Here is a 26,055-nt window from a genome sequence, read left to right as displayed (position 1 = left end):
AGCTGGGCCGCTGGAGTCTGGACATGGAAAAACCGCATACAAAAGTATGCGGTCAACTGCTTATCTGTTCAAGTTTCTCCTGTAATTCGAGCCACAGAGCCATGCTTTCTTCATGCTTGTTTTTAAGTTCTTCCAATTGCTGCTGCAGCGGGAGAAGCCGTTCATGGTCCTGGAAAATTTCCGGGTCTGCAAATTGTTCTTCCGTTTCAGCTATCTGCTGATCCAGTTTCTCCATGTCCGTTTCGACTTCCTCAAGCTGACGCGTTAATTGGCGTTCCAGTTTTTTGGCTTCTTTATCGATCTGTGAAGTGGAAGCAGAAGTCTCAGGTTTACTGGAGACAGAAGGATTTTCAGCTTCTTCGAGCGCTTTCAATTCCTCTGTTTCCAGTTTCTTTTCGACGTAATAGTCGTAGTCACCAAGATATTCAGTGGTGCCGTCCTGCATCAATTCAACGACTTTCGTGGAAATGCGGTTCATGAAATAACGGTCGTGGGAGACGAAAAGGATGGTGCCCGGGTAATCGAGCAATGCATTTTCAAGAACTTCTTTGCTGTCGAGATCCAGATGGTTCGTCGGTTCATCCAGCAGCAGCACGTTCGCTTTTTGCATCATCAATTTGGCCAGCGCAACACGCGCTTTTTCCCCTCCGGAAAGAGTGGAGACCGGTTTCAGGACATCATCGCCTGTAAACAGGAAACGGCCAAGTATGCCGCGGATATCCTTTTCATTGACCAGCGGATAATCATCCCACAGCTCATTCAAGACGGGTTTATTGCCGGTCAGATTGGCCTGTTCCTGGTCGTAATAGCCGAACTGGATGCCGGTGCCGTAATGGATGGTGCCACCCAGTGGCGGAATTTCTTTCATCACCGTTTTCAGGAAAGTCGATTTGCCGACGCCGTTCGGACCGACAAGCGCCAGGCTTTCCTGGCGGTACAACTTCAGATTGATATTTTCGGATACGGGTTTGCCGCTGTAGCCTATTTTAAGGCTGCTGACATTGAGTACGTCATTGCCGCTTTGTTTTGCGATTGTGAAACCGAAGCGTGCTGATTTTTCATTGCCGTCAGGGGCTTCCATCCAGTCGGTTTTTTCGAGTACACGGCGGCGGCTCTGGGCCATTTTCGTCGTTGATGCGCGGACCAGGTTGCGGGCCACGTAGTCTTCAAGCTTGGCTTTCTCGCTCTGCTGTTTTTCAAACTGCTTCTGATCAAGTTCGTACTGCTTCGCTTTTTCGTCCAGATAGCGGCTGTAATTTCCAGTGAATTTCTTGACGCGGTGGCGCGACACTTCATAGACGATCGTGACGACCTGATCCAGGAAATAACGGTCATGCGAAACGACCAGGATGGCGCCGGGGTAATTCTTCAAATAATTCTCCAGCCAGCTCAAGGTCTCGATATCGAGGTGGTTGGTCGGCTCATCGAGAATCAGCAGCTGCGGTTTTGACAGCAAAAGTTTCGCAAGCATCAGGCGCGTTTTCTGGCCCCCTGACAATGAAACCACTTTCTTGTGGTAATCATCCGGATAGAATTTCATGCCGTGCAGGATGGCGCGGGTATCGGCTTCGTATTGGTAGCCGCCGGCGTCTTTGAAATCATGCTGCAGTTTATCGTATTCTTCCATCACTTTTGCGTTTGCTTCCGGGTTATTGTAAACAGCAGGGTCCGCCATCTGTTCTTCCAGCCGCCGCAATTGCTGTTCCTGTTCGCGGAATCCGCTGAAAATGGTCATCATTTCGTCCCAGATTGTCATGTCGGACTCGAGTTTGCTTTGCTGTTCGAGATAACCGATGGTCAAATCTTTCGGCATGATGATATCTCCGCTGTCATAAGATATTTCCCCGGAAATAATTTTCAGCAGGGTCGATTTGCCGGCGCCGTTGCGGCCGACAAGCGCGACCCGGTCCCGATGCTGGACTTCTAATTTAACGCCGGAGAGAATTTCATCCGCTCCGAACGATTTATGGATTTGGTTTACTTGCAGAACGATCATTTTGGGTCACCTCTATTCTTCTTAAGTGTAGCTGATGGAGGCAGGCTTCGCAATCGCCCGCGTCTTTACATATCGGGCCCGCTCATGTAAGATAAAGTCGATTTGACAAGACCCAGGAGGTAACATTGCATGTTACAGGAACCATCATCCAAAATTCCACAGGCCACTACGAAACGGCTGCCGCTTTATTACCGTTTTCTTCAGAATTTCGCCAACGCCGGTCAGAAGCGGATTTCTTCCCAGGAGCTCAGCGAAGCAATGAAAATAGATTCAGCGACGATCAGGAGAGATTTTTCTCATCTGGGTGCACTCGGCAAAAAAGGCTACGGCTATGATGTGCAGGAGCTGCTCCAATTTTTCCGGAAGACATTGGACCAGGACGAAGCAACGAATGTTGCTCTGATCGGTGTCGGCGGCCTCGGCAGCGCGTTTTTGAAATACAATTTCCACCGCAACCACAATACGAAAATCATTCTGGCATTCGATTCGAACAGTCCGCATGAAGGCGAGAAAATCAGCGGCATCGATACGTACCATCCGGACAGGATAGAAGAGAAAATCAGGGAATACGGCGTGGAAGTGGTCATATTGACGGTGCCGTCGCGTTCCGCCCAGGAAGTCACCGACCGCCTGGCGAATATGGACATTAAGGGGATATTGAACTTCACACCGGTGCGCATTGCTGTTCCACCGCACATCCGTGTACAGACGATCGACTTGTCGGTCGAACTGCAGACACTGATTTATATGATCAAACACACATGACTCAAAACCTTCACATTTGAAGGTTTGTGTAAATAGCCAAAGGGCTTTATTTGCTGTAAAATAAGACGCATACCACAGGAGGTGTCAATTATGCCAGGTCCATTGAGTTTAATCGTTATTGCAATTGTAGCGTTGCTTGTATTCGGTCCGAAGAAATTGCCGGAATTGGGCAAAGCGTTCGGTTCTTCACTTCGTGAATTCAAGAATGCCACTAAAGGGCTTGTTGATGATGACGACGATGAAATTGCAACAAAGAAGAAAGAAGAGCAAAAAGAAATACGATAGGATGTTTATCCGATGAATGAAAAAGATATGACATTACTTGAACATATAGGTGAATTGAGAAAACGGCTGACAATTATAGCCGTTTTCTTTCTATTGGCTGTCATTGCCAGTTTTTTTCTTGCCCAGCCCCTGATTAATTACCTGCAGTTTACTCAAGAAGCGGAAAATCTGACATTGAACGCTTTTAAAATCACAGATCCGCTGAAAATCTATATGCAGGTCATGATGATTCTCGCCCTGTTCATCACCTCACCCGTGATCATGTATCATTTCTGGGCATTCATCAGCCCCGGCCTGCATGATAAAGAGCGGCGGGCGACATTAAGCTACATCCCGTTTTCCCTGCTGCTGTTTGTCGGTGGAATCGCATTTTCCTATTTTGTGCTGTTTCCATACGTAATCGGCTTTATGCTGAATATATCCGACAATCTGGCCATTCAGGAAACCATCGGAATCAATGAATACTTCCAGTTTCTGTTCCAGATCACATTGCCATTCGGATTCATTTTCCAGCTCCCGGTGCTGATGCTTTTCCTGACACGGCTCGGAATCATTACACCGATGCTGATGACGAAATACCGCAAATACGCTTACTTCATCCTGGTGGTCATTGCGGCTTTCATCACCCCGCCGGATATCATCTCGCATCTGATCGTGACACTGCCGCTGATTCTGTTATACGAATTCAGTTTAGTGATTGCGAGAATTGGCTACCGCAAGTTTTTGAAAGCCGAACAGCAGCAGGCAATTGAAGAGCAGCAAGGCCTTTCAGGGGAATAAACCCTGGAAGGTTTTTTATTTTACAGAAATTTAAAGCCCGGCTGCGAAATTCGCGGCCGGGCTTTATTCGCTTATAGAAGAAGGAAGATGAACTGCAATTGTTCAATCTGTTCCATGCGTTCGATAAAGCGGTTGATCTTATCGATATTAAGCTGGATGAGCATTACATAGCCGTTCAGCAGCATATGGGCGATGATCGGTGCAAGCAGGCTTTTCGTTTTCTGGTACAGGAACGCCAGGATCAGCCCGGTTGTAAAATACAGCAGGAGATGGGCGAATTCCCAGTGGACGACAGCGAAAACGAGGGCACTGAAGGCGGTTGCGATCCAGAAGTTCGTCACCTGGTTGAGCGTTCCGAAAATGACACGGCGGAAAACAAGTTCTTCCATGATCGGACCAAAAATGACGACGGCAAAAATGGCGACCGGTGCAACTTCGGCAATGGTGACAAGAGTCGATGTGTTCTCAGAGCCCGGCTCGATGCCAAGTGCAAGTTCGATCAGAGCCGCAAGCGACTGGCCGATGAGGAGCAGCAGGAAGCCGAATAAGCCCCATAAAACGGCCCAGCCCATGTGCGGTTTCTTGCCTTTCCAGATATTGAAGTATTGTTTGTCGCGAAAAACGACAAACAGCGCAATCAGCAAACCGATTCCCATTGTGAGGAAAATGAGCCAGCCGGATGTTGCCGCAAGTGCGGTGTCTGTGTCCATGCCCTGGTTCAGGAAGTAATTATAGGTGGGCTGAATGAAAAGAATCGGGGACAATTGGATTGCAATAAAAATCAACAGGACATAGATGGATGTGTTTTTTGTTTTTTTGTTTGTCTTCGTCCCGGAATTGTTGAAGAATTTATCTTTCAAGGGATTTTTCCTGGTTGCCATATATGCAAAATTCCTTTCGTTTGCAGATCTCTCTTCTATTGTAGAGGTTTCAAAAAAATACCGCAAAGATATTAAAAGTGTATACCTTCCCACTTGCAAAACTCTTCTGTTTTTATTAAACTTGGAAATGGGTTAGCACTCGAAGAGTGAGAGTGCTAATAATATTCATTCACTTATTCAGAGGAGGGTGTTTCAATTGTTAAGACCATTAGGAGACCGAGTTATCATTGAACTCATCGAAGCGGAAGAAACTACTTCAAGCGGGATTGTCCTGCCGGGATCGGCTCAGGAAAAACCGCAGGAAGGCAATGTCATCGCGGTAGGAAATGGCTTGATCCGCGAAAACGGCGTACGCACGGAGCTGGACGTTAAAGAAGGCGACCGCGTAATCTTCTCGAAATATGCAGGATCTGAATTGAAATACGAAGGCAAAGAGTATTTGATCTTGCGTGAAAACGACATTTTAGCAGTTATCGGATAAAGAGAAACTTCATTCAGTGAGAGTCTTACTGACCGGTAACACGGGATAATTTATTTTAATAAAATTCAAGTTGAAACAGGAGGAAGCTAATCATGGCAAAAGAGATTAAGTTCAGTGAAGATGCACGTACCCTCATGCTGCAGGGTGTAGATAAATTGGCGGACGCGGTAAAAGTTACGCTTGGGCCAAAAGGGCGCAACGTTGTGCTTGATAAAAAATTCGGTTCACCACTTATTACGAATGACGGTGTAACGATCGCGAAAGAAATCGAACTTGAAAACGCTTTTGAAAACATGGGAGCAAGACTTGTTGCGGAAGTTGCTTCTAAAACAAATGACATTGCTGGTGACGGAACAACAACTGCAACAGTTCTTGCGCAGGCAATGATCCGTGAAGGCCTGAAAAACGTTACAGCTGGCGCGAACCCTGTCGGCATCCGCCGCGGTATCGAAATGGCAGTTGAAAAAGCGGTTGAAGGCTTGAAATCCGTTTCTCAGCAAATCGAAGGAAAAGAGTCGATTGCACAGGTTGCAGCGATTTCCTCCGGCGATGCTGAAGTGGGCCAATTGATCGCTGAAGCGATGGAGCGCGTCGGCAACGACGGCGTCATCACTTTGGAAGAATCACGCGGCTTCACGACTGAGCTTGACGTAGTGGAAGGGATGCAATTCGACCGCGGTTACCAGTCTCCATATATGGTGACGGATTCAGACAAAATGGAAGCGGTTCTTGATAACCCGTTCATCCTTGTCACTGACAAGAAAATCGGCAACATCCAGGAAATCCTTCCAGTACTTGAGCAGGTTGTTCAGCAAAGCAAGCCTTTATTGATCATCGCTGAAGATGTTGAAGGCGAAGCATTAGCAACACTAGTGGTCAATAAACTGCGCGGCACGTTCAACGCAGTAGCGGTTAAAGCTCCAGGATTCGGTGACCGCCGCAAAGCGATGCTTGAAGATATCGCTGCATTGACAGGCGCAGAAGTCATCACTGAAGATCTTGGCCTTGAACTGAAAACGACAAACATTGCACAGCTTGGCCGTGCATCGAAAGTTGTTGTGACGAAAGAAAACACGACTATCGTTGAAGGTGCCGGCGATTCACAGAACATCGTGGCACGTGTCAGCCAGATCCGCAGCCAGCTGGAAGAAACAACTTCTGAATTCGACAAAGAGAAATTGCAGGAGCGCCTGGCGAAACTTGCTGGCGGCGTTGCAGTCATCAAAGTCGGAGCGGCTACTGAAACAGAATTGAAAGAACGCAAGCTCCGTATCGAAGACGCATTGAACGCAACTCGTGCGGCAGTTGAAGAAGGAATCGTCGCAGGCGGCGGTACAGCATATATCAATGTTTACAACAGCGTCGCAGAAATCCTTGAAACAACAGAAGGCGACGAAGCGACAGGCGTCAAGATCGTTCTTCGCGCACTTGAAGAGCCGGTTCGCCAAATCGCGACGAACGCGGGCCTTGAAGGATCCATCATCGTTCACCGCCTGAAAACGGAAGAAGTCGGCATCGGCTTCAACGCAGCAAACGGCACATGGGTCAACATGATGGAAGCGGGTATCGTCGATCCGACGAAAGTGTCCCGTTCTGCACTTCAAAACGCAGCATCCGTTGCAGCTATGTTCCTGACGACTGAGGCTGTAGTTGCAGATATTCCAGAGCCAGCAGGAAATGGCGGCGGCATGCCTGATATGGGCGGCATGGGTGGCATGATGTAAGTAAGAACTAAATTTAGAACGTGAAATCCTGATAAAACAGGGTTTCACGTTCTTTTTTTATTAAGAAAAAGGAATTCGAACACCAAATGTGAAATTACTTCTATAGTAAAGGAGGGCACGGCATGTATTTGGAAATTTATCTTTACCCGGTATTGGAGGACAATAAAGAGCAGTTTTTAAAAATCAATTGCGAAGCTGAACGCATCTACAAAGAATATGGAGCGCTTGAAAGCCAGACATTTGCGGCGGCTTCCATCCAGCCGGAATATGGGTGTGCGGGGATGGTTTCAGCAGTCGAACTGCGTGAAGGCGAAGTTCTGATGCTGGAAACTAACCGGTATCACAGTAAAGCCCACCAAAGTGAGGTCCTGGAGAAAGTGGATCAGGATGACCGGATTGGAGAGTTATATGAACAAATGACGAATGTGATTGAAATGGGACGGACTGTCCGCGGTGAGTTCGGATTGCCGTAAAGAATAGGAGGGAAAGCGGGAGTGAGTATGCTGAAACCAAGTCTGCGTTTTATATACTTTTATTGCAATGACCTGAAAGAGGTGCGCAAATTCTACAGTGAACTGATCTGGTTGCAGGAAATCTATTTTGAGGATGGTGCATCAGTTGCTTATCAATCTGATGAGCTGCAAATTTCTTTTTCACAGACTGCCGAAAAAATTCCCTTCCATGATGGATGGGGAATTCAGCCGGGCTGGCAGGGTGGCGAACTGCCGGTGCCCAGTTGGTCAATTGAATGTGAAGAGGATTCGTTCAGGGGGATCATTGAACGGTTGCAACAGGCTAAAGTCGAATCCTTTCATCCCCATCCTGTATGGAATGGGTATTGGAGTTATCCGGTCAAAGACCCCGCCGGGAATACAGTGGAAATTACTTGGCCAGGAGAGGAAGGGGCTTTAAAGTTCTCACTTTAAATTAAATTCCATTTGGAGCCTTTTTCTGTTTTATTTAAATGGATCGGTATTGTGGGAATTTATGGATACGGTAAAATGAAAAGAAAAGGCCATGGGGTGGAAGAGCTGGAGCAGGATATTTTACTGGCGAGCATGTTAAAAGCATAATGAAACAAGTATCCGTATTAGGAGTGAAAGGTGAAGTGCAAATGGATCTCACAGCAGCTAAGACCTTTGAAGAGCGCCTTCATATATTAACAAAGACGGTTGCCCCTTTCCCGGAGAGAGCAGCTCAAAATGATTTCGAAGGAAAGTTTCCATTCAAGAATTTCGAAGAGCTAAAAAAAATTAAATATCCTGCATTGACAGTTTCTGCTAAGTACGGGGGACAGGGGATTTCATTATACGAACTGGTACGTTATCAAGAAGTCATTAGTAAGGCAGATGGATCAACTGGTTTATCGATTGGCTGGCATATGGGAATCATTCAAGATTTAGGAGAAACGAATAGATGGAAAGAATCTGTACTCAAACATCTATTTGATGATGTAAAAGAAAATGGGGCTTTACTCAATACCGCTGCGACCGAAAAGCAAACAGGGAGTCCAACAAGAGGAGGAAAACCTGGCACGAAGGCTAAAAAGGATGGGCAGTATTGGGTTATTAATGGCAGAAAGACTTTTACTACAATGGCTCCAGTATTAGACTACTTCAATGTAACAGCTTCGATTGAAGAGACAGGCGAAATTGGATTTTTTCTCATTCCTAAATCAAAAGTGGGAGTAGAAATAGAAGAAACATGGGATAGTGTGGCGATGAAAGGCACCGGGAGTCATGACTTATTATTGAGAGACGTTAAGGTTGACGGAGACTCTTTAGTCGAAATATTGGGATCTGGACAAAAACGGCCAGCTGGATGGTTGCTTCATATTCCGGCATGCTATCTTGGAATTGCTCAGGCAGCACAAGATTATACAATCAGTTTTGCCGAAGAATATTCGCCAAACAGTATTAACGGTCCAATTATAGAATTGCCGAATGTGAAGCAGAAGATAGGCCAGATTGAATTGGAATTAATAAGAGCAAGACATTTCCTGTATTCGGTAGCTAAGCAGTGGGATGAGTCAACTGATGACGAAAGATCGAAGATGGCACCGGAATTGGGAGCAGTTAAGGTAGCTGTCACAAATTCAGCAGTCAGTATTGTTGATTTAGCAATGAGGATAGCAGGTGCTCACAGTCTATCCCAAAAGAGCCCATTGCAAAGATATTACCGTGATGTGAGAGCCGGCCTGCATAACCCGCCTATGGAGGATATGACTATTCCATTGCTTGCTGATTTTGCGATTGGAAACCAGGATTTGAAAAAACTTTAATAGAAGGAATTGGCCGAAAAAACAGTCAAACCAATAGGCGGCATGATGTAATTTCATTCGGCCAATAAGAAAACTCCTCTTACTTAATGAGAGGAGTTTTCTTATTGGAAAGGTTTAGTCCAATCACGAATATATCACTTAACTGTACGCTTGGAAGTATACGGGAAAATAGGATCCATTAATTCGAATTCATAGCTCTCACTGTTCACTTTTCCAATCGTCTTCTCACTGTCATAAAGGTTCAGCATGAATTGGGCCATTTCTTTTGCAGTATGATATTGTTGGACATTGTCACTGTAGCTGAACTCATCCAGCTCACGGGCGGTTTTCACAAACTCAGTTTCTGTCATAGCTGGGGCCAGTATTTTTACTTTCATTGGAGAATCCTGATCACGCAGTTCCTGAGCGAGCCCTTCTGTAAATGCGCTCACGTAGAATTTGGTCGCAGCATACGATACAGCATTTGGTACGATCCTGTAGCCTAAGTCAGATGATACATTGATTAATTGAGTGCCTTCCTTGCTGGAATAATCACGTGCGTAAAGTGTGGAGAGGGTTGTTAATGCTTCAACATTTACACGAAGCATCTTTTCAATTTTCTTTACCGGTTGTTCAGTAACAGGCGCACTGTTTCCAAAACCGGCATTGTTAATCCAGGTTTCAATCTCATATTCTTTGAGGCTCTCGTATAAATCATAGACCTGTTCACTGTCAGAAAGATCTGCAGGTTTGATTACAACGTCCACGTCAGCGTTCAGGTTATGGATATTTTTTTTTAATTCATCCAGCTGAGCAACGCGTCTTGCGACCAGAATGACGTTTTTATCCCGTGATGCAAAAGCTAACGCGGTTTCGTATCCAATGCCTGAGCTGGAGCCTGTAATGACGGTATACTTCATATGAATTCCCCCACTGAAATTTATTATGATACATAACTATCGTACTGTTAACATTATTCAGAAAGCAAATGAGAGGACGGGAGTTTCGGGGCTTCAAAACACGTCACTTTCCACAAACACCTGATTCGTGTAAACTGTATAAGGTTAAGAATGATTGAGATGGATATAGATTTGATTTTATTGATATCAACTATAGATGCAAACAGAGTCAGGAACGAAAGGATTGGAAAAGGATGTTGAAAGAGAATTTCTGGCAGGACCTGCCGCGGCCGTTTTTTGTGCTGGCGCCGATGGAAGATGTGACAAATGTGGTGTTCCGTCATGTAGTGGCTGCTGCAGCACGGCCTGATGTGTTTTTTACGGAATTTACGAATACGGAGAGCTATTGCCATCCGGAAGGCATTTTCAGTGTGCGCGGGCGACTGACGTTTACGGAAGACGAACAGCCGATGGTGGCGCATATCTGGGGCAATAAACCCGAGCATTTCCGCGAGATGAGCATCGGCATGGCGAAGCAGGGCTTCAAAGGGATCGACATCAATATGGGATGCCCGGTGCCGAACGTTGCGGCGAAAGGAAAAGGCAGCGGCCTGATCAATTATCCGGATAACGCAGCGGAAATCATCCAGGCAGCGAAAGCGGGCGGATTGCCGGTCAGCGTCAAGACGCGCCTCGGCTATACGAGCGTGGATGAGTGGAGAGGCTGGCTGACGCATGTGCTGGAGCAGGATATCGCGAACTTGTCGATTCACCTTCGGACGAAAAAGGAAATGAGCGCAGTGCCGGCTCACTGGGAATTGATTCCGGAGATCAAGGCATTGCGCGATGAAATCGCCCCGGATACGCTGCTTACGATCAACGGTGACATCCCGGATTACAAAACGGGTATGGAGCTCGCCGAGAAGTACGGCATCGACGGCGTCATGATCGGGCGCGGGATTTTCCATAATCCATTCGCATTTGAAAAAGAGCCGAGAGAGCACAGCACAGAGGAATTGTTTGATCTGCTGCGTTTGCATCTCGACCTGCATGATAAATATTCGACCGACATCGAACCGATTGCGTTCAAGCCGCTGCGCCGTTTCTTCAAGATCTATGTCAAGGGAGTCCGTGGCGCCGGGGAATTGAGAAATCAATTGATGTATACCGAGACGACGGATGAAGTGCGTGCCCTGCTGAAGGAATTTGAGGCAACGAACGCAGTGGAGATGTCAGGGAAACAATAGTAAAAAGCGCAATTCCTGATATTCCAGGAATTGCGCTTTTTCAGATTCGTGCAATCAGATTTTCAATCACGGTTTCATTGAGCATATTTTTTTCCTTCGCAAGCGGCAATGCCCTCTTGCCGGTCTCGACTTCTTCGACAAAAATAATCTCGCGCCTCACTGTATTCGAAAAGCAGATCAAATACTTTTTTGCATTATAATCAATCACGCTGAAGCGCACTCGATTTGTTAGAAACCAATTGGGTGATATCAATGGATGCCCGCCTTTGCAGATGGATTTTGCAACTGTAACGAATAGCTTGTCCGTACACGATAACATGTTTCTTTGTTAAAGGACAGTGCGGGACTGCCAATTACGGAATTATCCGATAACAGACAGACGGGCAAAGACGCCAGATCCGTGCTATAATAAGGAACTTGAAATTTTCATGGACCTTCATCGGATGGATGCCTGAAAACCTTCGCGAACCAATAAAATATTGAGGTGTAATCAAATGAATAAACGATGGACGATCGATAAAATAAGAGAATTCACTGAAAAGAATTCGGACAGCAAATTGCTGTCGACAGAATATCACGGATTTTCCCAAAAGCTGCTGTTCCAATGTGACTGCGGCAATAAATTCGAAAAAACATTTACCAAGTTCAATAAGAACAACCAGCGTAAATGTGATGTATGCCAGCCGCCGAAAGCACCGCGTGGCGCACAAGAGTAAAGAGAGAACGCCGATTCCTGTAACAGGGAATTGGCTTTTTTTATTGTAAGAATGAATTCATTCCATTGGAAGAAGGCGAAATGGAAGAGTAAAATAAATTTATTGAATAATTAGAAAATAGATGTTTACATCTGAAAAGCGCGGGTGTAGAATGAAATAAGAACAAGTGTTCCTTTATTTGGTACATAAATGGATGACTATATATAGAGGCAAATTGATTTCTTTTTCACGGACGATTCCTTAATTGCAAGGGAAAGGGTGAGAAGAGTGGAAAATGCAAGGCAGGAAACACCGGCAGCCGAATGGGCAATCAGAGCCACGGGCCTTGTGAAAGTATTCGGAAAGCACCGGGCAGTGAACGGAGTGGACCTGGCAATTCGAAAAGGCATGGTTTATGGGTTTTTAGGGCCGAATGGAGCGGGAAAAACGACAACGATCCGGCTGCTGGCCACTTTGTTGAAGCCAGACGGCGGATCGGCTGAGATTTTCGGACATGATTTGCGCAAAGAAGGCGACGAAATTCGAAGACGCATCAGCTTGACGGGCCAGTACGCCTCGATTGATGAAGATTTGACCGGTATGGAAAACCTTGTCATGATGGCACGGTTGATGGGGTATGGACGCACGCAGGCAAAAGAGCGGGCAGAGGAATTATTAAGTGCTTTCGGGCTGGAGGATGCCGCGAAACGGCAAGTGAAAAATTATTCAGGCGGTATGCGGAGGCGCATTGATATCGCGGCAAGCATTGTAGTGACGCCGGAACTGCTGTTTTTGGATGAACCGACAGCAGGGCTCGATCCGCGCAGCCGGAACCAGGTATGGGATATCATCCGGGCGCTTGTTAAATCGGGAACGACTGTCCTTTTGACGACGCAGTATCTGGATGAAGCCGATCAATTGGCGGATCGAATTGCCGTCATTGACCAGGGCAAGATCATAGCGGAAGGAACGAGCAGTGAATTGAAGCAATCCGTCGGTTCCGGTACATTGATCGTTCATCTGCTGAACGGAGAGGACCGGTCACGGACAATGGCAATCCTGGAAGAAAAACTTTCAGTCCCCGTCCATTACACGGCAGATTCCAACTCGCTGACGGCTCAGATAAATGATTCGTATCTGGTCGCAGGTGCCTTGAACGAGTTGGCGAAGCAGGAGATTGCCGTCAGCAGTTTTTCATTTGGGCGTCCGAGCCTGGATGAAGTATTTCTGAAATTGACCGGACACACAGCCGCTCAAGAGACGAAACACGAGGAGGAAGCATTATGACCGGCTATATCGAGCAAAGAGAAAAGGATGCAAGGGAATTGCGCCTTGACGAGTCCATCGCTTCAAGCAACCGGCCAAAGCCGCCCAGCGCCTTTTCTTCCACGATGACTTTTGCTCACCGGGCACTTTTGCGGATCAAGCACGTTCCGGAGCAGATGTTTGATGTAACTGTTTTTCCTGTCATTTTCCTTTTGATGTTCACTTATTTATTCGGCGGGGCCATTGCCGGTTCAACGGGTGAATACCTGCAGTTCCTGCTGCCGGGGATTCTGGTGATGACGGTTTCCCAGATTACGATGTATACCGGCATTGATTTGAACAATGATATACGGAAAGGCATTTTTGACCGGTTCCGGACGCTTCCAATCTGGCTTCCGTCCGCTTTGATCGGGTCATTGCTTGTCGATGTGGTGCGCTATTCAATGGCATCGGCCATCATGATTATCCTGGGCTTTGCACTCGGCTTCCGTCCTGAAGGCGGTATGATGGGTGTGCTGGGTGCGGTTGTGCTGATTCTGGTATTCTCATTCAGCCTGTCATGGATTTGGACCGTCTGCGGCTTGATTGTGCGTTCGGAAAAGGCTTTGATGATGATCAGCTTCATGGTACTGTTCCCGCTGACGTTTGTCAGCAATGTATTTGTGGATCCCCAAACGCTGCCATCGTGGCTGCGTGGATTTGTCGAGGTTAATCCGATTTCCATCCTGGCTACCGCTGTGCGCGGTGCCATGCATGGCACTGTCACTTTGCAGCAAGTCATCCTGGTGCTGATCGTTTCGGTGATCATGACCGCGATATTTGCGCCAATTACCGTTTATCTGTACCGCAATAAGAAATGACGTTCTGATTGTGCCGCGCTCAGATTGATTTCACTGGATGCTTTCTATATATTAAGGGTCGAAGATCATGCTGGGAGCGACTCTTTTGAGCCAGGATACAGAACTAGAGAGGGGGAGGTCTGATCGATTTATTGAGTGGGCGGCACAATCAGGTGCGGAGAATCTCAGAGAAGGCGTGGAACGACCCAAGTGAGATCCCGATATCCAATTCGGAATGGTACATCAAGTCGAAAATCTATAAAAAGCAGCCGACGATTTCCTGTGTCAACCGCAATGTTGAGATTTCGAGGCAGGCGATCCATAAATTCATCAAGCAGCTTTCAGGGAAAGGGCTGGAGGAAGTCAGTAATGTGGAACACAATAAAAAAGAGAAAAGCATCCGCCTGACTGCGCTTGGGGAAAATTGCTTTGAAAAGAACGAAGCGCTGAAAACTCAGCTGAAAAACAGGACTGCGGAAACGATCGGCGAAGATCATCTTGCCGCGTTGAAGGATTTGCTGAAACAGGACTGGAAAATATAAAAAACCCCCTATTCGCTTGGAATAGGGGGTTCATGCGTCCTTAGATAAGCTGCAATTCCTTAAGGCGGATATACACTGAAAGAACAAAGTGTCAACCTAGTTGACATTCAAGGAAACTGTGGCCTTGCTGGATATGTTATTATTAAAAAAGAAAAAGTTGGTACGGATATTGGAGGTATCAGGATGGACAATAACGATATTTTAATCCGGCTTCGCTATGCACTGGATATCAAAAATAACGACATGGTCGAAATCTTCAAATTGGGCGGCATTGCTCTGTCGAAGGACGATGTGCAAAAAGTGCTGACGAAGACGCCGGAAAGCGATGAAGAAGATGGCGGCATTTCCGCAAGCAGCGAAAATGAAAATCATATTCCGGTGGACAATGCGATGCTCGAATCGTTTCTCAACGGTTTTATTATCCATAAGCGCGGACGCCAGGAAGGCCAGACAGGAACACCGCCGCTGACGAATGAGCCGGCGAACAACCTGCTGCTGAAGAAAGTGAAGATCGCGCTGCAATTGACAAGTGACGATATGCTCGATATTTTGAAACTGGCTGGAGTGACGGTTACGAAAGGCGAGATGGGCGGCATCCTGCGCAAGCAGGGCCACAAGAATTACAGCGTATGCGGCGATCGCTATGCGCGCAATTTCCTGAAGGGCCTTGCGATGAAATACAGAAAACAATAGCTCCGGACCGCATCTTTTGGTGCGGTTTTTATTGTGGGAAGAAAAACAACGGCAGCCTATTACAAGTCCCATCCCGGCCAGTATTTTGGAGTATGAATTGACTATTAAAAAAGAAGGATTTATACTAGGATTATCATGTAAGAAAACAGAAATTACTAAATACATAATTTTTAATCAAGGCATAAGAGATGGCAAGGTTTGCAGACAGTAAAAAAGTCGATGAAGAACCTGGAGAGACTGTCTCTCTTTTTTTGGGAAAAACTAAAACGTTTTCGGAAACTCAGGCAACTCCGCTGAAAGGGGAGGATCTGTGATGCTGGATTACTCAATGGGGCAAGGAAAATACAAGGACTGGATTTTGGCGGAACAGGCTTTTTCGGCCGATCACCTCGGGAAAAGTGAAGCGGTGATGGTGCTTGGCAACGGCTATATGGGCCTTCGCTCCGCGAATGAAGAGCCGTATTTGAAGGAAAAGCGAAATCTTTTCATTAACGGGACATTCAATCAGGCCGACAACAATGAAGTGACGGAACTGCCGAATGCCGCCGATATGACGCGGTTGGATATACGGGTGGATGGAGAGCGTTTCAGTCTCGAATTCGGAGAAGTGGAAGAATACTTCAAACAGCTGAATTTGAAGGATGCTGAATTAATCCGGTCGTTCATATGGACATCGCCCAAAGGAAAAAAACTGCAATTCCGATTCAGCCGTTTTGTATCTTTGGATCATTTGCATTTGATTGGGATGAAGCTGGAAATTACGAATTTAATGAAAGCGGTTACTTTGACAGTCGACAGCGGCATCAATGCTCAGATGGCGAACACGGGGGTACAGCATTTCCGGGATGGCGGACAGCGGATTGCGGAATCGCGGTATATGCAGCTGACTCAGACGACCACGCAGACGGAAATCGACTTCGTCCACAACGCTGTACATACTTTAAAACTCAACAATGAAACCATAACGGGGGAAGCGGGCCGCAATATGGAACGCCGAAGGGTATGGATGACGTTTACGGCTGAACTGCCGCCGAACGGCACATTCGAGATGGAGAAGCTGGCGACGGTCCACACAAGCCGCGATAAAGAGTGGGAAGAACGGCCGTTCAGCCTGCCGCAATTGCAGCAATCATCGCTTGCGGAATTGAAGGAGCTGGAAGAAAAGGGTTACGAAAAACTGGTGGAAGCGCACCACAAAGCCTGGCAGGAGTTGGTATGGGATAAACGGGATATTGCCATTGAAAGTGAAGACCCGCAGGATCAGCTCGTGCTGCGGTCCGCGATTTATCATTTGGCCGCAATGGCGCCAGCCCACGATGACCGCATGGGAATCGGGGCGAAAGCACTCAGCGGCGAAATCTATAAAGGGCATTCTTTCTGGGACACGGAAATTTTTATCCTGCCGCCTTTTATTTATTCCAAGCCGTCCATGGCCAGATCTTTGCTGACTTATCGTTACCGCGGTCTGGCGGGTGCCCGTCAAAAAGCTGCTGAAAACGGCTATGCCGGAGCGATGTATCCGTGGGAAGCGGCCTGGCCGACGGACGGGGAAGTAACGCCGGCATGGGGCGACATCGATATTGTCACCGGTGAACAGACGAAAATCTGGTCGGGCTTTATTGAACAGCATATTTCCGCAGACATCGCTTTCGCGGTCGATCAGTATGTGAACGTGACCGGCGACGGAGAGTTCCTGATGCGCTATGGCTATGAAATTGTGTTTGAGACAGCCCGGTTCTGGTCGAGCCGGTTTGAATGGAATGAACGTCTGCGCCGGTACGAAATGACGGATGTTATCGGGCCAGACGAATACAAAGAGCACGTCAGCAATAACGCGTTCACGAACTGCATGGCTTATTATAATTTGAAGCTTGCGATGCGTTATGCAGAGCGATTGGCGAAGGAAAACCCGGAACTGCGGCAGAAGCTGCTGCAGGGGGATGATTACGAAGATTGGCAGCAAAAATCGGACAGGCTCTATTTGCCGGAGCCGCGCGGGCCGGACGGCATCCTTCCGCAGGACGATACGTATCTGGAGCTGCCGGAAATCGATCTTGAAAAATACAGGAAGCAAAAAAAAGTCAGGTCAATCTATAAGGATTACAACCCCGAACAGATCAACGGCATGCAAGTGTCGAAGCAGGCGGATGTCGTTCTGTTGTTCTATTTGGTGGAACAGACTTTCCTGAAAGACGATCCGCGTTTTGCTGATCATGCGAAGCGGGCGAATTTCTTTTATTACGAAGCACGCACGCTTCATGATTCGTCCTTGAGCCTGGCCACGCATGTGATTGGCGCAAGCGATATCGAAGAACGGCAGCTTGCCTATTCGCTGTTCAAAAAAGCGTGTGACATTGACCTCGGGCCGAACAGGGAATCTTCGGATGACGGCATTCACGCAGCGGCAATGGGCGGCATCTGGAAAGCAGCCGTCTTTGGATTTGCCGGAGTGCGGCAGCGGGACGGCACACTTGCCATCAACCCGCGTATCCCTGAACAATGGAAACGAATGCATTTTACGATTCATTGGCAAGGGGAGCTTCTCGAACTGGATATTACTCAGGAGCTGTTAAAAATCACGTCAACCGGCGGGAAACCGATTGGACTTGAATCCGGCGGCCGCCTGTACGAACTGGCAGATACTTTGGAAATCCCGCTGCCGGCGATGGATCTCAGCAATCTTTGAAATTGGTAGTAGCAGAATGACGCGGTCGTTTTGTTTTCTATAGTATTCCAATAATTCTAGGGGGGCACCAACAATGACGTTTAATAAGAAGTTTTTGACAGGTATCACATTTACGGCGGCACTGACTGTTCTGGCTGCATGCGGCGGAGGAGGAGACGGCGGAGAGCAGACCGAAAACGCAGGGGAAGAAACAACAGGCATTTCGATTTTCCAGAGTAAGGTTGAAATTTCCGAGCAGCTGGAAGCAGCAGCAGCAGCGTATGAGGAAGAAACAGGAGTGCCGGTTGAAGTGATCGGAACTACCGGGGATGACTACGCTCAGCAATTGCAGATCCGTCTCAATAACCAGACGGGACCATCCATTTTCAGTATCCAGAACTTTGAAGAGGCAACGCGTCTGGAATCCTATCTGTATGATTTGAGCGGTGAAGATTTTGTCGGCGATATTGCACCGGATATGGAATTGATGCTTGAAGACAAACTGGTCGGCATTCCGTATGGCGTTGAAGGATTTGGGATTGTCTACAATAAAGATCTGGTCGACCCGGCCGACATAGCTGATTACGATTCGCTTGTCAGCACAATTGAAGATTTCAATGCGGAAGGCATCAACGGGTTCGGGCTTTCATCCGAAGCTTACTTCCTGATCGGCCACATCTCAAACTATCCATTCTCGATCCAGGAGGATCCACAGGCCTTCATGGACCAAGTGACAAACGGCGAAGTGACATTAGCAGAGACGCCTGAGTTCCAGAAATTTGGGGAATTCATGGAAGTGGTAAGGGAAAATACGCCAAACCCATTGGACAAAACATATGATACTCAAGTCGGTGACTTTGCAGCCGGCAAGACAGCCATGATCCACCAAGGAAACTGGGCTGCAGGCATGCTTGATGAATTCGAAGTGGATTTTGAAGTCGGTATGGCGCCGTTCCCGCTTGAAGGCAATGATAAATTGGCAGTTGGCGTGGGAAGCAACTGGGCAGTAAACGGGGATAAAGACCAGGCTGAAATTGATGCAGCAATCGAATTTTTGAACTGGCTCCATACAAGTGAAACCGGCCAGAAATTCATCGTGGAAGATTTCGGATTCATTCCGGCAATGACGAATATTGAAGCCGGCGATCTGGATCCATTATCGCAAGCCGTGCTGGAAGCATCGAACAGTGGGGAAACGATTCCTTGGTCACATAATTACTATCCGGCCAACGTCGTACCAAATGATTTCACTCCGGCAGCAGAAAGCTTCTTCGTCAATGAAGACATGACCGGTGACGAATTGATTGAAAATCTGCAGGCTGCGTGGGAAAATGCCGCTCAATAACGACAGGCAGGCACCTTTTTCAATAAGCTGGGAACACGCCTGAAACGGCGTGTTCCGCTTTTTTGGACAGGGAAGCATTCCGCAGCTTCAGGAAAGTGGGGAAGAGTATGGCAAAAAGGAATAAAATTGGCTGGTATCTGTTATTCACAGTGCCTTTACTGATCATTTTTACGATTGTCGTTATCATTCCATTTGTCATCGGCATTTATTACGCTTTTTTTCAATGGGATGGCATCAGTGCGAACCCGATGGAATTTAATGGACTCGATAACTTTTTCCGTTTGATGGATGATGAACGATTTCTGCGGTCGACATGGCTGACGGTGCTGTTCACCGTGCTGTCCGTCATAACCGTGAATGCGGTCGGGCTGGCGTTTGCGCTGCTCGTCACGTCAAAACTGAAGCTGGCCAATCTGGCGAGAACTATGCTGTTCATGCCGTATTTAATTGGCGGGCTGATTCTTGGATATATTTGGCAATTTGTATTTTTGGATGTTTTTACGCTGATCGGAGGAATAACCGGTCTGGACTCGTTATTTTTTAATTGGCTGAACGATGAAGATTTCGCGCTGTTTGCGCTTGTTCTGGTATTTACGTGGCAGATGGCGGGATATGTAATGATCGTTTACATTGCCGGGCTGCAGGGTATTCCGGGGGAAGTGGTGGAGGCGGCGAAAATGGACGGCGCCAGCGGATGGCAGCGATTTTCGCGGATCACCGTGCCGCTGCTGATGCCGGCGTTTACAATCAGCCTGTTCCTCACGCTTTCCTATGGCTTTAAGATTTATGACGTCAATTTGTCGCTGACGGGAGGCGGGCCGGCAAACGCCACCGAGCTGTTCGCGATGAACATTTACAATGAAATTTTCGGCTACAATAATTATGGCTACGGCCAGGCAAAAGCGATTGTGTTCTTTGTCATCGTTGCTGCGATTACATTGACGCAAGTGTATTTGACGAAGAAGAGGGAGGTTGAGATGTAATGGGGATTTTACGAAAATGGTCGAAGGAAATCCTGCTGCTTGCGATGGCAATCGTCTTCCTGTCTCCCATTTATATCATCTTTGTCAACTCCTTCAAGAACCGCCGTGAACTGTATGAAAACACACTGGCCCCGCCGACAGAGTTCACCCTGGAATTCTACGAAGGTGCAATGGCGCGGATGGATTTTTTTAACGCGTTTCTGAATTCGATGTACGTAACGGTGGTATCCGTTATCTTCATCGTCATCCTGTCTTCGATGACCGCCTGGATGCTGGCGAGAAACGCCAATTGGATCAGTACGGTAATCTTCATGACGCTGATTGCGACCATGCTGATTCCGTTCCAGACAATCATGATGCCGCTCATGCAATTGGTCACCGGCATCACGCGAAGCACCGGCATTCCACTGTATAATTCACTCAGCGGGCTGATTTTTATGAATGTCGGTTTTAACGCGGCATTGTCCGTTTTCCTGTATCACGGTTTCGTCAAGTCAATTCCAATTTCGCTTGAGGAAGCGGCGACAATTGATGGAGCTTCAAAACTCGGCGTGTTCTGGCGGGTCGTCTTCCCGATTTTGACACCGATCACCGCTACGGTCATGATCTTGAATGTCATCCTGATCTGGAACGATTTCCTGTTGCCGTCACTGACGCTGATCGATAAAGAGCTGCGGACGATTCCGCTGTCTGTGTTTTATTTCTTCGGTGAGTTCACCATTGAATGGAATATGGCGATGGCCGGGCTGACGCTGACCATCATTCCGGTTGTTATTTTTTATATGATTTCACAGAAATACATTATTAAAGGAATCGGCGAAGGTGCAGTGAAATAAAAGCTTGGCAGAAGGAGGGGGCATATGCTTGAACTGAAAGGAATCAGCGGAGTGTTTTATACAATGAGCGAATGGATTATGCGGCTGTCGGGGATAAATTTGCTGTGGTTCGTGCTGAGCCTGCCGTTTTTTGCGCTGTTTGTGACCGTTGAAATAGACAGTTCAGCCGGCCTCGCCTTTTTTGGCATAGCTGCCTGGATTTTTTCCACCTTCCTGTTTTTTCCGGCGACAGCGGCTGTTTTTTCCGTCGTCCGGGACTGGGTCGTGGAGGAGGATTATTCTTCCATATTAAAGAAATACTTTTCCCATCTGAAAGCGGATTACAAAGCGAATATTAAAGCAGGAGCGGCTTTCTCACTGATTTGGCTGGCCTGGTATTACGGCTTTTTCTATTTTTATACGGAAAAGAGCAGCGGAATTATCTTTTCCCTGCTGATCGGTGCAGCGCTGTTTATTTTTAGCGTCAATTTCCTGTCGATCAATTCCCATTATCATATGAGCGGCACAGCGAAGATGAAAAACGCTTTTTTCCTGTCAGCCGGCAGGCCGGTGATGGGCTTGTTTATTGCGTTCTGCAGCGGTGTGCTTGTATGGCTCAGTGTGACACAGTTATTATGGCTTTTTCCGCTGCTGACTTGTTCGATGACCGCGTTCCTGGCTTTTTCCGCCTTCTACCGGACGGCTCGGAAGCTTGAGCACAAGACGATCCCGGACGACGCCGGCTGATAATCAGTGGAGGAAGTGATGAACAAATGCCGACGATAAAAGAAGTCGCGAAACAGGCGAATGTCTCGGTCAGTATGGTTTCCAAATCATTCAATAATTACAAAGACGTAAAAGAAGAAACACGCCAGCGAATTCTGGCGGTTGCGGAAGAATTGGGCTACTCACCCAATCTTCATGCGAAAAACCTGTCTTCCAAAAAACAGATGACCATCGGCTTGATTTCTTCCGGTGTGCTGAATGACAATGCAAAAGATACGAACGCTTTCGATATTTTCAAAGGGGTTTATATGGAAGTTTCGGACAGCCGTTTCGAATTGTCCATTTACCTGATCGATTCAAAACAGCAGAAACAGCAAAGCTACGTCCAGTATTGCCGTGAACGGAACATCGGCGGCGCAATTTTGCAGGGGATCCGCACGGATGACCAGTATTACAGGGAACTGATCGATACGAGCCTGCCCTGTGTCGTGCTGGATATAATGAATGAAACCGGCAACGGCCTGATCGGCAGTGTGTCGATCGATAACGTCAAGGCAGCCGCCGAAATTACCGCCCATTTGCTGGAAAAGGGCCACCGCGATATCGTGGTCATGGCAGGCATACCGGAAACGTATGTCAACCAGGAACGAATCAGAGGTGTGGAAGAAGCGCTGGCGAATTTGGAATTGAATCTGGAAGACGTGACGGTTCTGGAGGCGGGATTCTCGGAAGAACAGGCGTATAGACTGGCAAAGGATTATTTGCAGCACAGCCGCCCGACCGCTTTCTTATGTTTCAGCGATCTGATGGCGATCGGTGTAATGCAAGCCGTCAAAGAAGCGGGGCTGAACATCCCGCAGGACATTTCAATCACCGGATTTGATGATCTTGTGTTCAGCCAGTATACGATTCCGGCGCTGACGACGGTTCGGCAGGATTTTGTGGAAATCGGCAGGCGTGCGGCCCAGTTGCTGCAGGACATCAAAGAAGGTCGGACCGAACGGAAGCATTTCTGGATTGAACATGAGCTGATCGAACGGGACAGCGTAAAAACATTGGCAACATGAGTTGCCCGTAAAGAAAGGACTCAGATGCATGGCACAAACTCCGAAACTCATCATCTACGATTTGGACGGCGTCATCACGGACACGGCTGAATTTCATTATTTGGCGTGGAAGAAACTGGCTGAAGAACTGGGCATCTCGATTGACCGGCATTTCAATGAACAGCTGAAAGGCATCAACCGCATGGATTCGCTCGACCGGATTCTGGAACAGGCGGTTTCACCGCCCGACTTATCGGCGGAAGAAAAAGTCGAGCTGGCTACCCGTAAAAACGGTTATTACCTGGAATTGATCGAAGCGATCAACCCGAGCCATATTTTACCGGGCATTGACCGGTTGCTGGAGGACAATAAACAGGCAGGGATCAAAATTGCCCTTGGCTCTGCCAGCAAAAATGCCGCGCACATCCTGGATAAACTGGAACTCAGCAGCCAGTTTGACTATATTGTCGATGCAGCCCAAATAAAGAACGGCAAACCTGATCCGGAAACGTTCACCGTTGCGGCAGACGCTTTGGGGATTCCGTATGAAGCGTGCATCGGTATTGAAGATGCCGTGGCCGGCGTGGAAGCGGTCAACCGGGCCGGCATGTTTTCAGTAGGCGTCGGAGACCGGGCGCATTTGAGCCACGCCGATTATTTGGTGGAAGATACAAGTGAATTAATTCTTTCGGAAATTTTGGAGCGGTTTCGTGAAAAGCGCGGGCAACGTTAATGTGTCAGCAAATGCCGGAGAGGAGGGGAAACGATGACTTGGAAATTGACGAAGTATGAACTGGACAATAAGAATTTATTGGTCAATGAAAGCCTCTTATCTTTGGGGAATGGCTATCTCGGTGTCAGAGGGAATTTTGAAGAAGCTTATGCAGAAGGGGACAAATCCATCCGGGGAACATATATCAATGCGTTTTACGATGAAATGGAAATCGCTTACGGCGAGAGGCTGCACGGTTTTCCGGAAAAACAGCAGAAGCTGCTGAATGTCATTGATGCCCAGACGGTGCTGATCCATCTCGATGATGAGCGTTTTTCAATGTTCGAAGGAGAAGTGCTGTCTTTCGAACGGAATCTGCATATGGACCAGGGCTATGCCGAACGGTTTGTGCACTGGATTTCGCCGGGCGGCAAAGAAGTGAAGATCCATTTCAGGCGGCTTGTGTCTTTTGTGACGAAAGAATTGTTTGCCATTGAGGTCCGCGTGGAATGTGTCACGCCTGTGAAAGAAATAAAGATTGTGTCGACCATCAATGGCGATGTAATGAATTTTGTCGATACAAATGATCCGCGTGTCGCATCCGGCCACGCCAGACGGCTCCACGTAACGGAAGCACGGCACAAAGACGGCATCGCCATCGTCAAAGATACTACATATGCCACGGAGCTCGAAGTGGCCTGTGTTTGCAGTTCGTCCATCGATGCCGCGAATTGGGAAGTCAGCAGCGGTCCGTCTGAGCATACAATGGAAGAAACGTATCTTTGCACGGGAAACGAACCGGTTCAGTTTACGAAATATGCAATTTATACGGATACGGTGAGGCACGGTGAGGATGTTACAGAAGAAGGGCTGAAGCTGCTTCAGCAAATTCGGGAAAAGAGTTTCGAGGAATTGCTGGCAGAACAGAAGCAGTATATGGACCGTTTCTGGGAAGTTTCGGATATTGTCATTGAAGGCGATCAGCGCGTACAGGAAGGCATCCGTTTCAATCTGTATCAGCTGCTGCAATCCGTCGGCAAAGACCCCGCCAGTAACATTGCGGCAAAAGGATTGTCCGGGGAAGGATATGAAGGGCATTATTTCTGGGATACGGAAATTTACATTTTCCCGGTCTTTTTGATGACCCATCCCGAAATCGCCAAAAATCTGCTGCTGCACCGCTACTCGATTCTGGAGCATGCCAAAGAGCGGGCGAAGGAAATGGGGCATGAAAAAGGCGCGTTATTTCCTTGGCGCACAATTGCAGGAACAGAAAGTTCTTCATTTTTCCCGGCAGGTACAGCGCAATACCACATCAGCGCAGATATCGCCTACAGCTATATCCAATATTACCTGGCGACAAAAGACGAAGAATTCATGAAAGAATTTGGAGCCGAAGTGCTGTTTGAGACAGCGCGCCTGTGGGAGGATACGGGCCATTTGCACAACGGCAAATTCCGGATTGATGATGTAACAGGGCCGGATGAATATACGTGCATCGTCAACAATAATTATTACACCAACGTCATGGCGAAGCATAATTTACTGTGGGCCGTGAAGGTTTACCAGTTATTGAGTGAGAAGGACGCCGATCATCTGAGAGTGCTGGCAAGCCGGCTGGAACTGACGGAAACCGAAGTGAACAACTGGCAGATCGCCGGTGAAAGCATGTATTTGCCGTATGATGAAAGGCTGCAAATCAATGCGCAGGATGACAGCTTCCTGCAAAAAGCGAAATGGGATCTGAAAAATACGCCATCGGACAAATTTCCTTTATTGCTCAATTACCATCCTTTGACGCTGTACCGGTATCAGGTGCTGAAGCAGGCGGATACGGTGCTCGCCCATTTTCTGCTGGAAGATGAACAGGAATTTGAAACCATCCGCAATTCCTATGATTATTATGAAGGCATCACGACGCACGACTCGTCGCTGTCTTCCTGCGTCCACAGCATCATGGCGTCGAAACTCGGCTATACGGACAAGGCCTACAGCTATTTCAATGAAACCGCGCGTCTCGATCTCGACAATACGCATACCAATACAAAAGACGGCCTGCACATGGCGAATATGGGCGGCACGTGGCTCGGCATCGTCTACGGTTTTGCCGGATTGCGTCTAAAAGAAACAGGATTGTCATTTTCACCGGTGTTGCCGGCGGAATGGAATCTGCTCGAGTTTCAGTTGCGTTATCAGGACAGGGTGCTGAAATTCCAGAAGACCCGCGACTTTACGGTATATACGGTTGTGTCGGGGGAAGATCTGTATATCACGCATGACGGTGAGCTGATGCTTTTGGAGAGAGGGAAAGAAATGATTGTCCGGTAGGTAACAGCGGACGTTTTTGAGGAAGCCTCGGCGGATGCCGAGGCTTTTTTGCATGGATCCGGCTCTGCGCAAACAAATCCGG

At 47.7% G+C, this 26,055-nt stretch carries 26 protein-coding genes; 22 read left to right on the top strand and 4 right to left on the bottom strand.

Annotated features, from left to right (window positions below; translation table 11 throughout):
• Positions 1–52: 52 nt before the first annotated feature.
• Entirely contained in the window at positions 53–1,996 is a 1,944-nt protein-coding gene (locus tag KW93_RS03340) for an ABC-F family ATP-binding cassette domain-containing protein (protein WP_033541549.1), read from the bottom strand.
• 129 nt (positions 1,997–2,125) lie between these two features.
• Here KW93_RS03340 and KW93_RS03335 point away from each other — a divergent pair, with 129 nt between their 5' ends.
• From KW93_RS03335 to tatC, 3 genes are all read left to right on the top strand, one after another.
• Positions 2,126–2,761: a redox-sensing transcriptional repressor Rex gene (locus tag KW93_RS03335; RefSeq protein WP_033541548.1), complete on the top strand. Its 636-nt coding sequence runs from the start codon at positions 2,126–2,128 to the stop codon at positions 2,759–2,761.
• Positions 2,762–2,851: 90 nt separating this feature from the next.
• A complete protein-coding gene (locus KW93_RS03330; RefSeq protein ID WP_033541547.1) occupies positions 2,852–3,046 on the top strand; it encodes a twin-arginine translocase TatA/TatE family subunit in 195 nt (64 codons plus the stop codon).
• Between the two features lie 12 nt (positions 3,047–3,058).
• Complete coding sequence (tatC, locus tag KW93_RS03325; protein WP_033541546.1) at positions 3,059–3,826, top strand: twin-arginine translocase subunit TatC; 768 nt, start codon at positions 3,059–3,061, stop codon at positions 3,824–3,826.
• 71 nt (positions 3,827–3,897) lie between these two features.
• Here tatC and KW93_RS03320 read toward each other — a convergent pair whose 3' ends face one another.
• Complete coding sequence (locus tag KW93_RS03320; protein ID WP_081986920.1) at positions 3,898–4,707, bottom strand: CPBP family intramembrane glutamic endopeptidase; 810 nt, start codon at positions 4,705–4,707, stop codon at positions 3,898–3,900.
• Positions 4,708–4,903: 196 nt separating this feature from the next.
• Here KW93_RS03320 and groES point away from each other — a divergent pair, with 196 nt between their 5' ends.
• From groES to KW93_RS03295, 5 genes are all read left to right on the top strand, one after another.
• Complete coding sequence (groES, locus tag KW93_RS03315) at positions 4,904–5,188, top strand: co-chaperone GroES (RefSeq protein WP_033541545.1); 285 nt, start codon at positions 4,904–4,906, stop codon at positions 5,186–5,188.
• Between the two features lie 92 nt (positions 5,189–5,280).
• Complete coding sequence (gene groL, locus KW93_RS03310; protein WP_033541544.1) at positions 5,281–6,912, top strand: chaperonin GroEL; 1,632 nt, start codon at positions 5,281–5,283, stop codon at positions 6,910–6,912.
• Positions 6,913–7,034: 122 nt separating this feature from the next.
• Entirely contained in the window at positions 7,035–7,385 is a 351-nt protein-coding gene (locus KW93_RS03305) for a DUF1428 family protein (RefSeq protein ID WP_033541543.1), read from the top strand.
• A 21-nt stretch (positions 7,386–7,406) separates the two neighbouring features.
• Positions 7,407–7,838, top strand: coding sequence for a VOC family protein (locus KW93_RS03300; protein WP_152602413.1), 432 nt, complete (start codon positions 7,407–7,409; stop codon positions 7,836–7,838).
• 188 nt (positions 7,839–8,026) lie between these two features.
• A complete protein-coding gene (locus tag KW93_RS03295; RefSeq protein ID WP_033541551.1) occupies positions 8,027–9,193 on the top strand; it encodes an acyl-CoA dehydrogenase family protein in 1,167 nt (388 codons plus the stop codon).
• A gap of 134 nt (positions 9,194–9,327) precedes the next feature.
• On the opposite strand, the gene KW93_RS03290 is transcribed toward KW93_RS03295, so the two are convergent.
• On the bottom strand, positions 9,328–10,092 hold the full coding sequence (locus KW93_RS03290) for an SDR family NAD(P)-dependent oxidoreductase (protein ID WP_033541541.1): 765 nt from the start codon (positions 10,090–10,092) through the stop codon (positions 9,328–9,330).
• A gap of 236 nt (positions 10,093–10,328) precedes the next feature.
• Here KW93_RS03290 and KW93_RS03285 point away from each other — a divergent pair, with 236 nt between their 5' ends.
• Positions 10,329–11,318, top strand: a complete 990-nt coding sequence (locus tag KW93_RS03285; protein WP_033541550.1) for a tRNA dihydrouridine synthase — start codon at positions 10,329–10,331, stop codon at positions 11,316–11,318.
• 40 nt (positions 11,319–11,358) lie between these two features.
• On the opposite strand, the gene KW93_RS17255 is transcribed toward KW93_RS03285, so the two are convergent.
• Positions 11,359–11,571 carry a hypothetical protein gene (locus KW93_RS17255; protein ID WP_152602412.1) on the bottom strand — a complete coding sequence of 71 codons (213 nt, stop codon included), beginning with the start codon at positions 11,569–11,571 and terminating at the stop codon, positions 11,359–11,361.
• 241 nt (positions 11,572–11,812) lie between these two features.
• Between KW93_RS17255 and KW93_RS03280 the strand changes: the two genes are divergently transcribed.
• From KW93_RS03280 to KW93_RS03220, 13 genes are all read left to right on the top strand, one after another.
• Positions 11,813–12,034 carry a hypothetical protein gene (locus KW93_RS03280; RefSeq protein WP_033541540.1) on the top strand — a complete coding sequence of 74 codons (222 nt, stop codon included), beginning with the start codon at positions 11,813–11,815 and terminating at the stop codon, positions 12,032–12,034.
• Positions 12,035–12,301: 267 nt separating this feature from the next.
• A complete protein-coding gene (locus KW93_RS03275; RefSeq protein ID WP_033541539.1) occupies positions 12,302–13,300 on the top strand; it encodes an ATP-binding cassette domain-containing protein in 999 nt (332 codons plus the stop codon).
• Positions 13,297–14,139, top strand: coding sequence for an ABC transporter permease (locus KW93_RS03270; protein ID WP_033541538.1), 843 nt, complete (start codon positions 13,297–13,299; stop codon positions 14,137–14,139). The genes KW93_RS03275 and KW93_RS03270 overlap by 4 nt, the downstream gene beginning before the upstream one ends.
• 152 nt (positions 14,140–14,291) lie before the next feature.
• The gene (locus tag KW93_RS03265) at positions 14,292–14,660 is read left to right on the top strand and encodes a MarR family winged helix-turn-helix transcriptional regulator (protein ID WP_235318354.1); all 369 of its coding nucleotides are present in this window, start codon (positions 14,292–14,294) and stop codon (positions 14,658–14,660) included.
• A 183-nt stretch (positions 14,661–14,843) separates the two neighbouring features.
• Entirely contained in the window at positions 14,844–15,353 is a 510-nt protein-coding gene (locus tag KW93_RS03260; protein WP_033541536.1) for a DUF1456 family protein, read from the top strand.
• A gap of 313 nt (positions 15,354–15,666) precedes the next feature.
• The gene (locus tag KW93_RS03255) at positions 15,667–18,039 is read left to right on the top strand and encodes a glycoside hydrolase family 65 protein (protein WP_033541535.1); all 2,373 of its coding nucleotides are present in this window, start codon (positions 15,667–15,669) and stop codon (positions 18,037–18,039) included.
• Between the two features lie 73 nt (positions 18,040–18,112).
• A complete protein-coding gene (locus KW93_RS03250; RefSeq protein WP_033541534.1) occupies positions 18,113–19,363 on the top strand; it encodes an ABC transporter substrate-binding protein in 1,251 nt (416 codons plus the stop codon).
• 107 nt (positions 19,364–19,470) lie between these two features.
• Positions 19,471–20,346, top strand: a complete 876-nt coding sequence (locus KW93_RS03245) for a carbohydrate ABC transporter permease (RefSeq protein WP_033541533.1) — start codon at positions 19,471–19,473, stop codon at positions 20,344–20,346.
• A complete protein-coding gene (locus tag KW93_RS03240) occupies positions 20,346–21,182 on the top strand; it encodes a carbohydrate ABC transporter permease (protein ID WP_033541532.1) in 837 nt (278 codons plus the stop codon). Before KW93_RS03245 ends, KW93_RS03240 begins: the two co-directional genes overlap by 1 nt.
• A gap of 24 nt (positions 21,183–21,206) precedes the next feature.
• Positions 21,207–21,908, top strand: coding sequence for a YesL family protein (locus KW93_RS03235; protein ID WP_033541531.1), 702 nt, complete (start codon positions 21,207–21,209; stop codon positions 21,906–21,908).
• Positions 21,909–21,934: 26 nt separating this feature from the next.
• Positions 21,935–22,954: a LacI family DNA-binding transcriptional regulator gene (locus KW93_RS03230; protein ID WP_033541530.1), complete on the top strand. Its 1,020-nt coding sequence runs from the start codon at positions 21,935–21,937 to the stop codon at positions 22,952–22,954.
• Positions 22,955–22,982: 28 nt separating this feature from the next.
• Positions 22,983–23,666: a beta-phosphoglucomutase gene (pgmB, locus tag KW93_RS03225; RefSeq protein WP_033541529.1), complete on the top strand. Its 684-nt coding sequence runs from the start codon at positions 22,983–22,985 to the stop codon at positions 23,664–23,666.
• Positions 23,667–23,699: 33 nt separating this feature from the next.
• The gene (locus tag KW93_RS03220; protein WP_033541528.1) at positions 23,700–25,973 is read left to right on the top strand and encodes a glycoside hydrolase family 65 protein; all 2,274 of its coding nucleotides are present in this window, start codon (positions 23,700–23,702) and stop codon (positions 25,971–25,973) included.
• Positions 25,974–26,055: the final 82 nt, after the last annotated feature.

The organism is Planococcus sp. CAU13 (genome assembly GCF_000775575.1).
Taxonomy (GTDB): Bacteria; Bacillota; Bacilli; order Bacillales_A; family Planococcaceae; genus Planococcus.
Note: the sequence above shows the minus strand (reverse complement) of the source record. Positions and strands in the feature narration are given on the sequence as shown.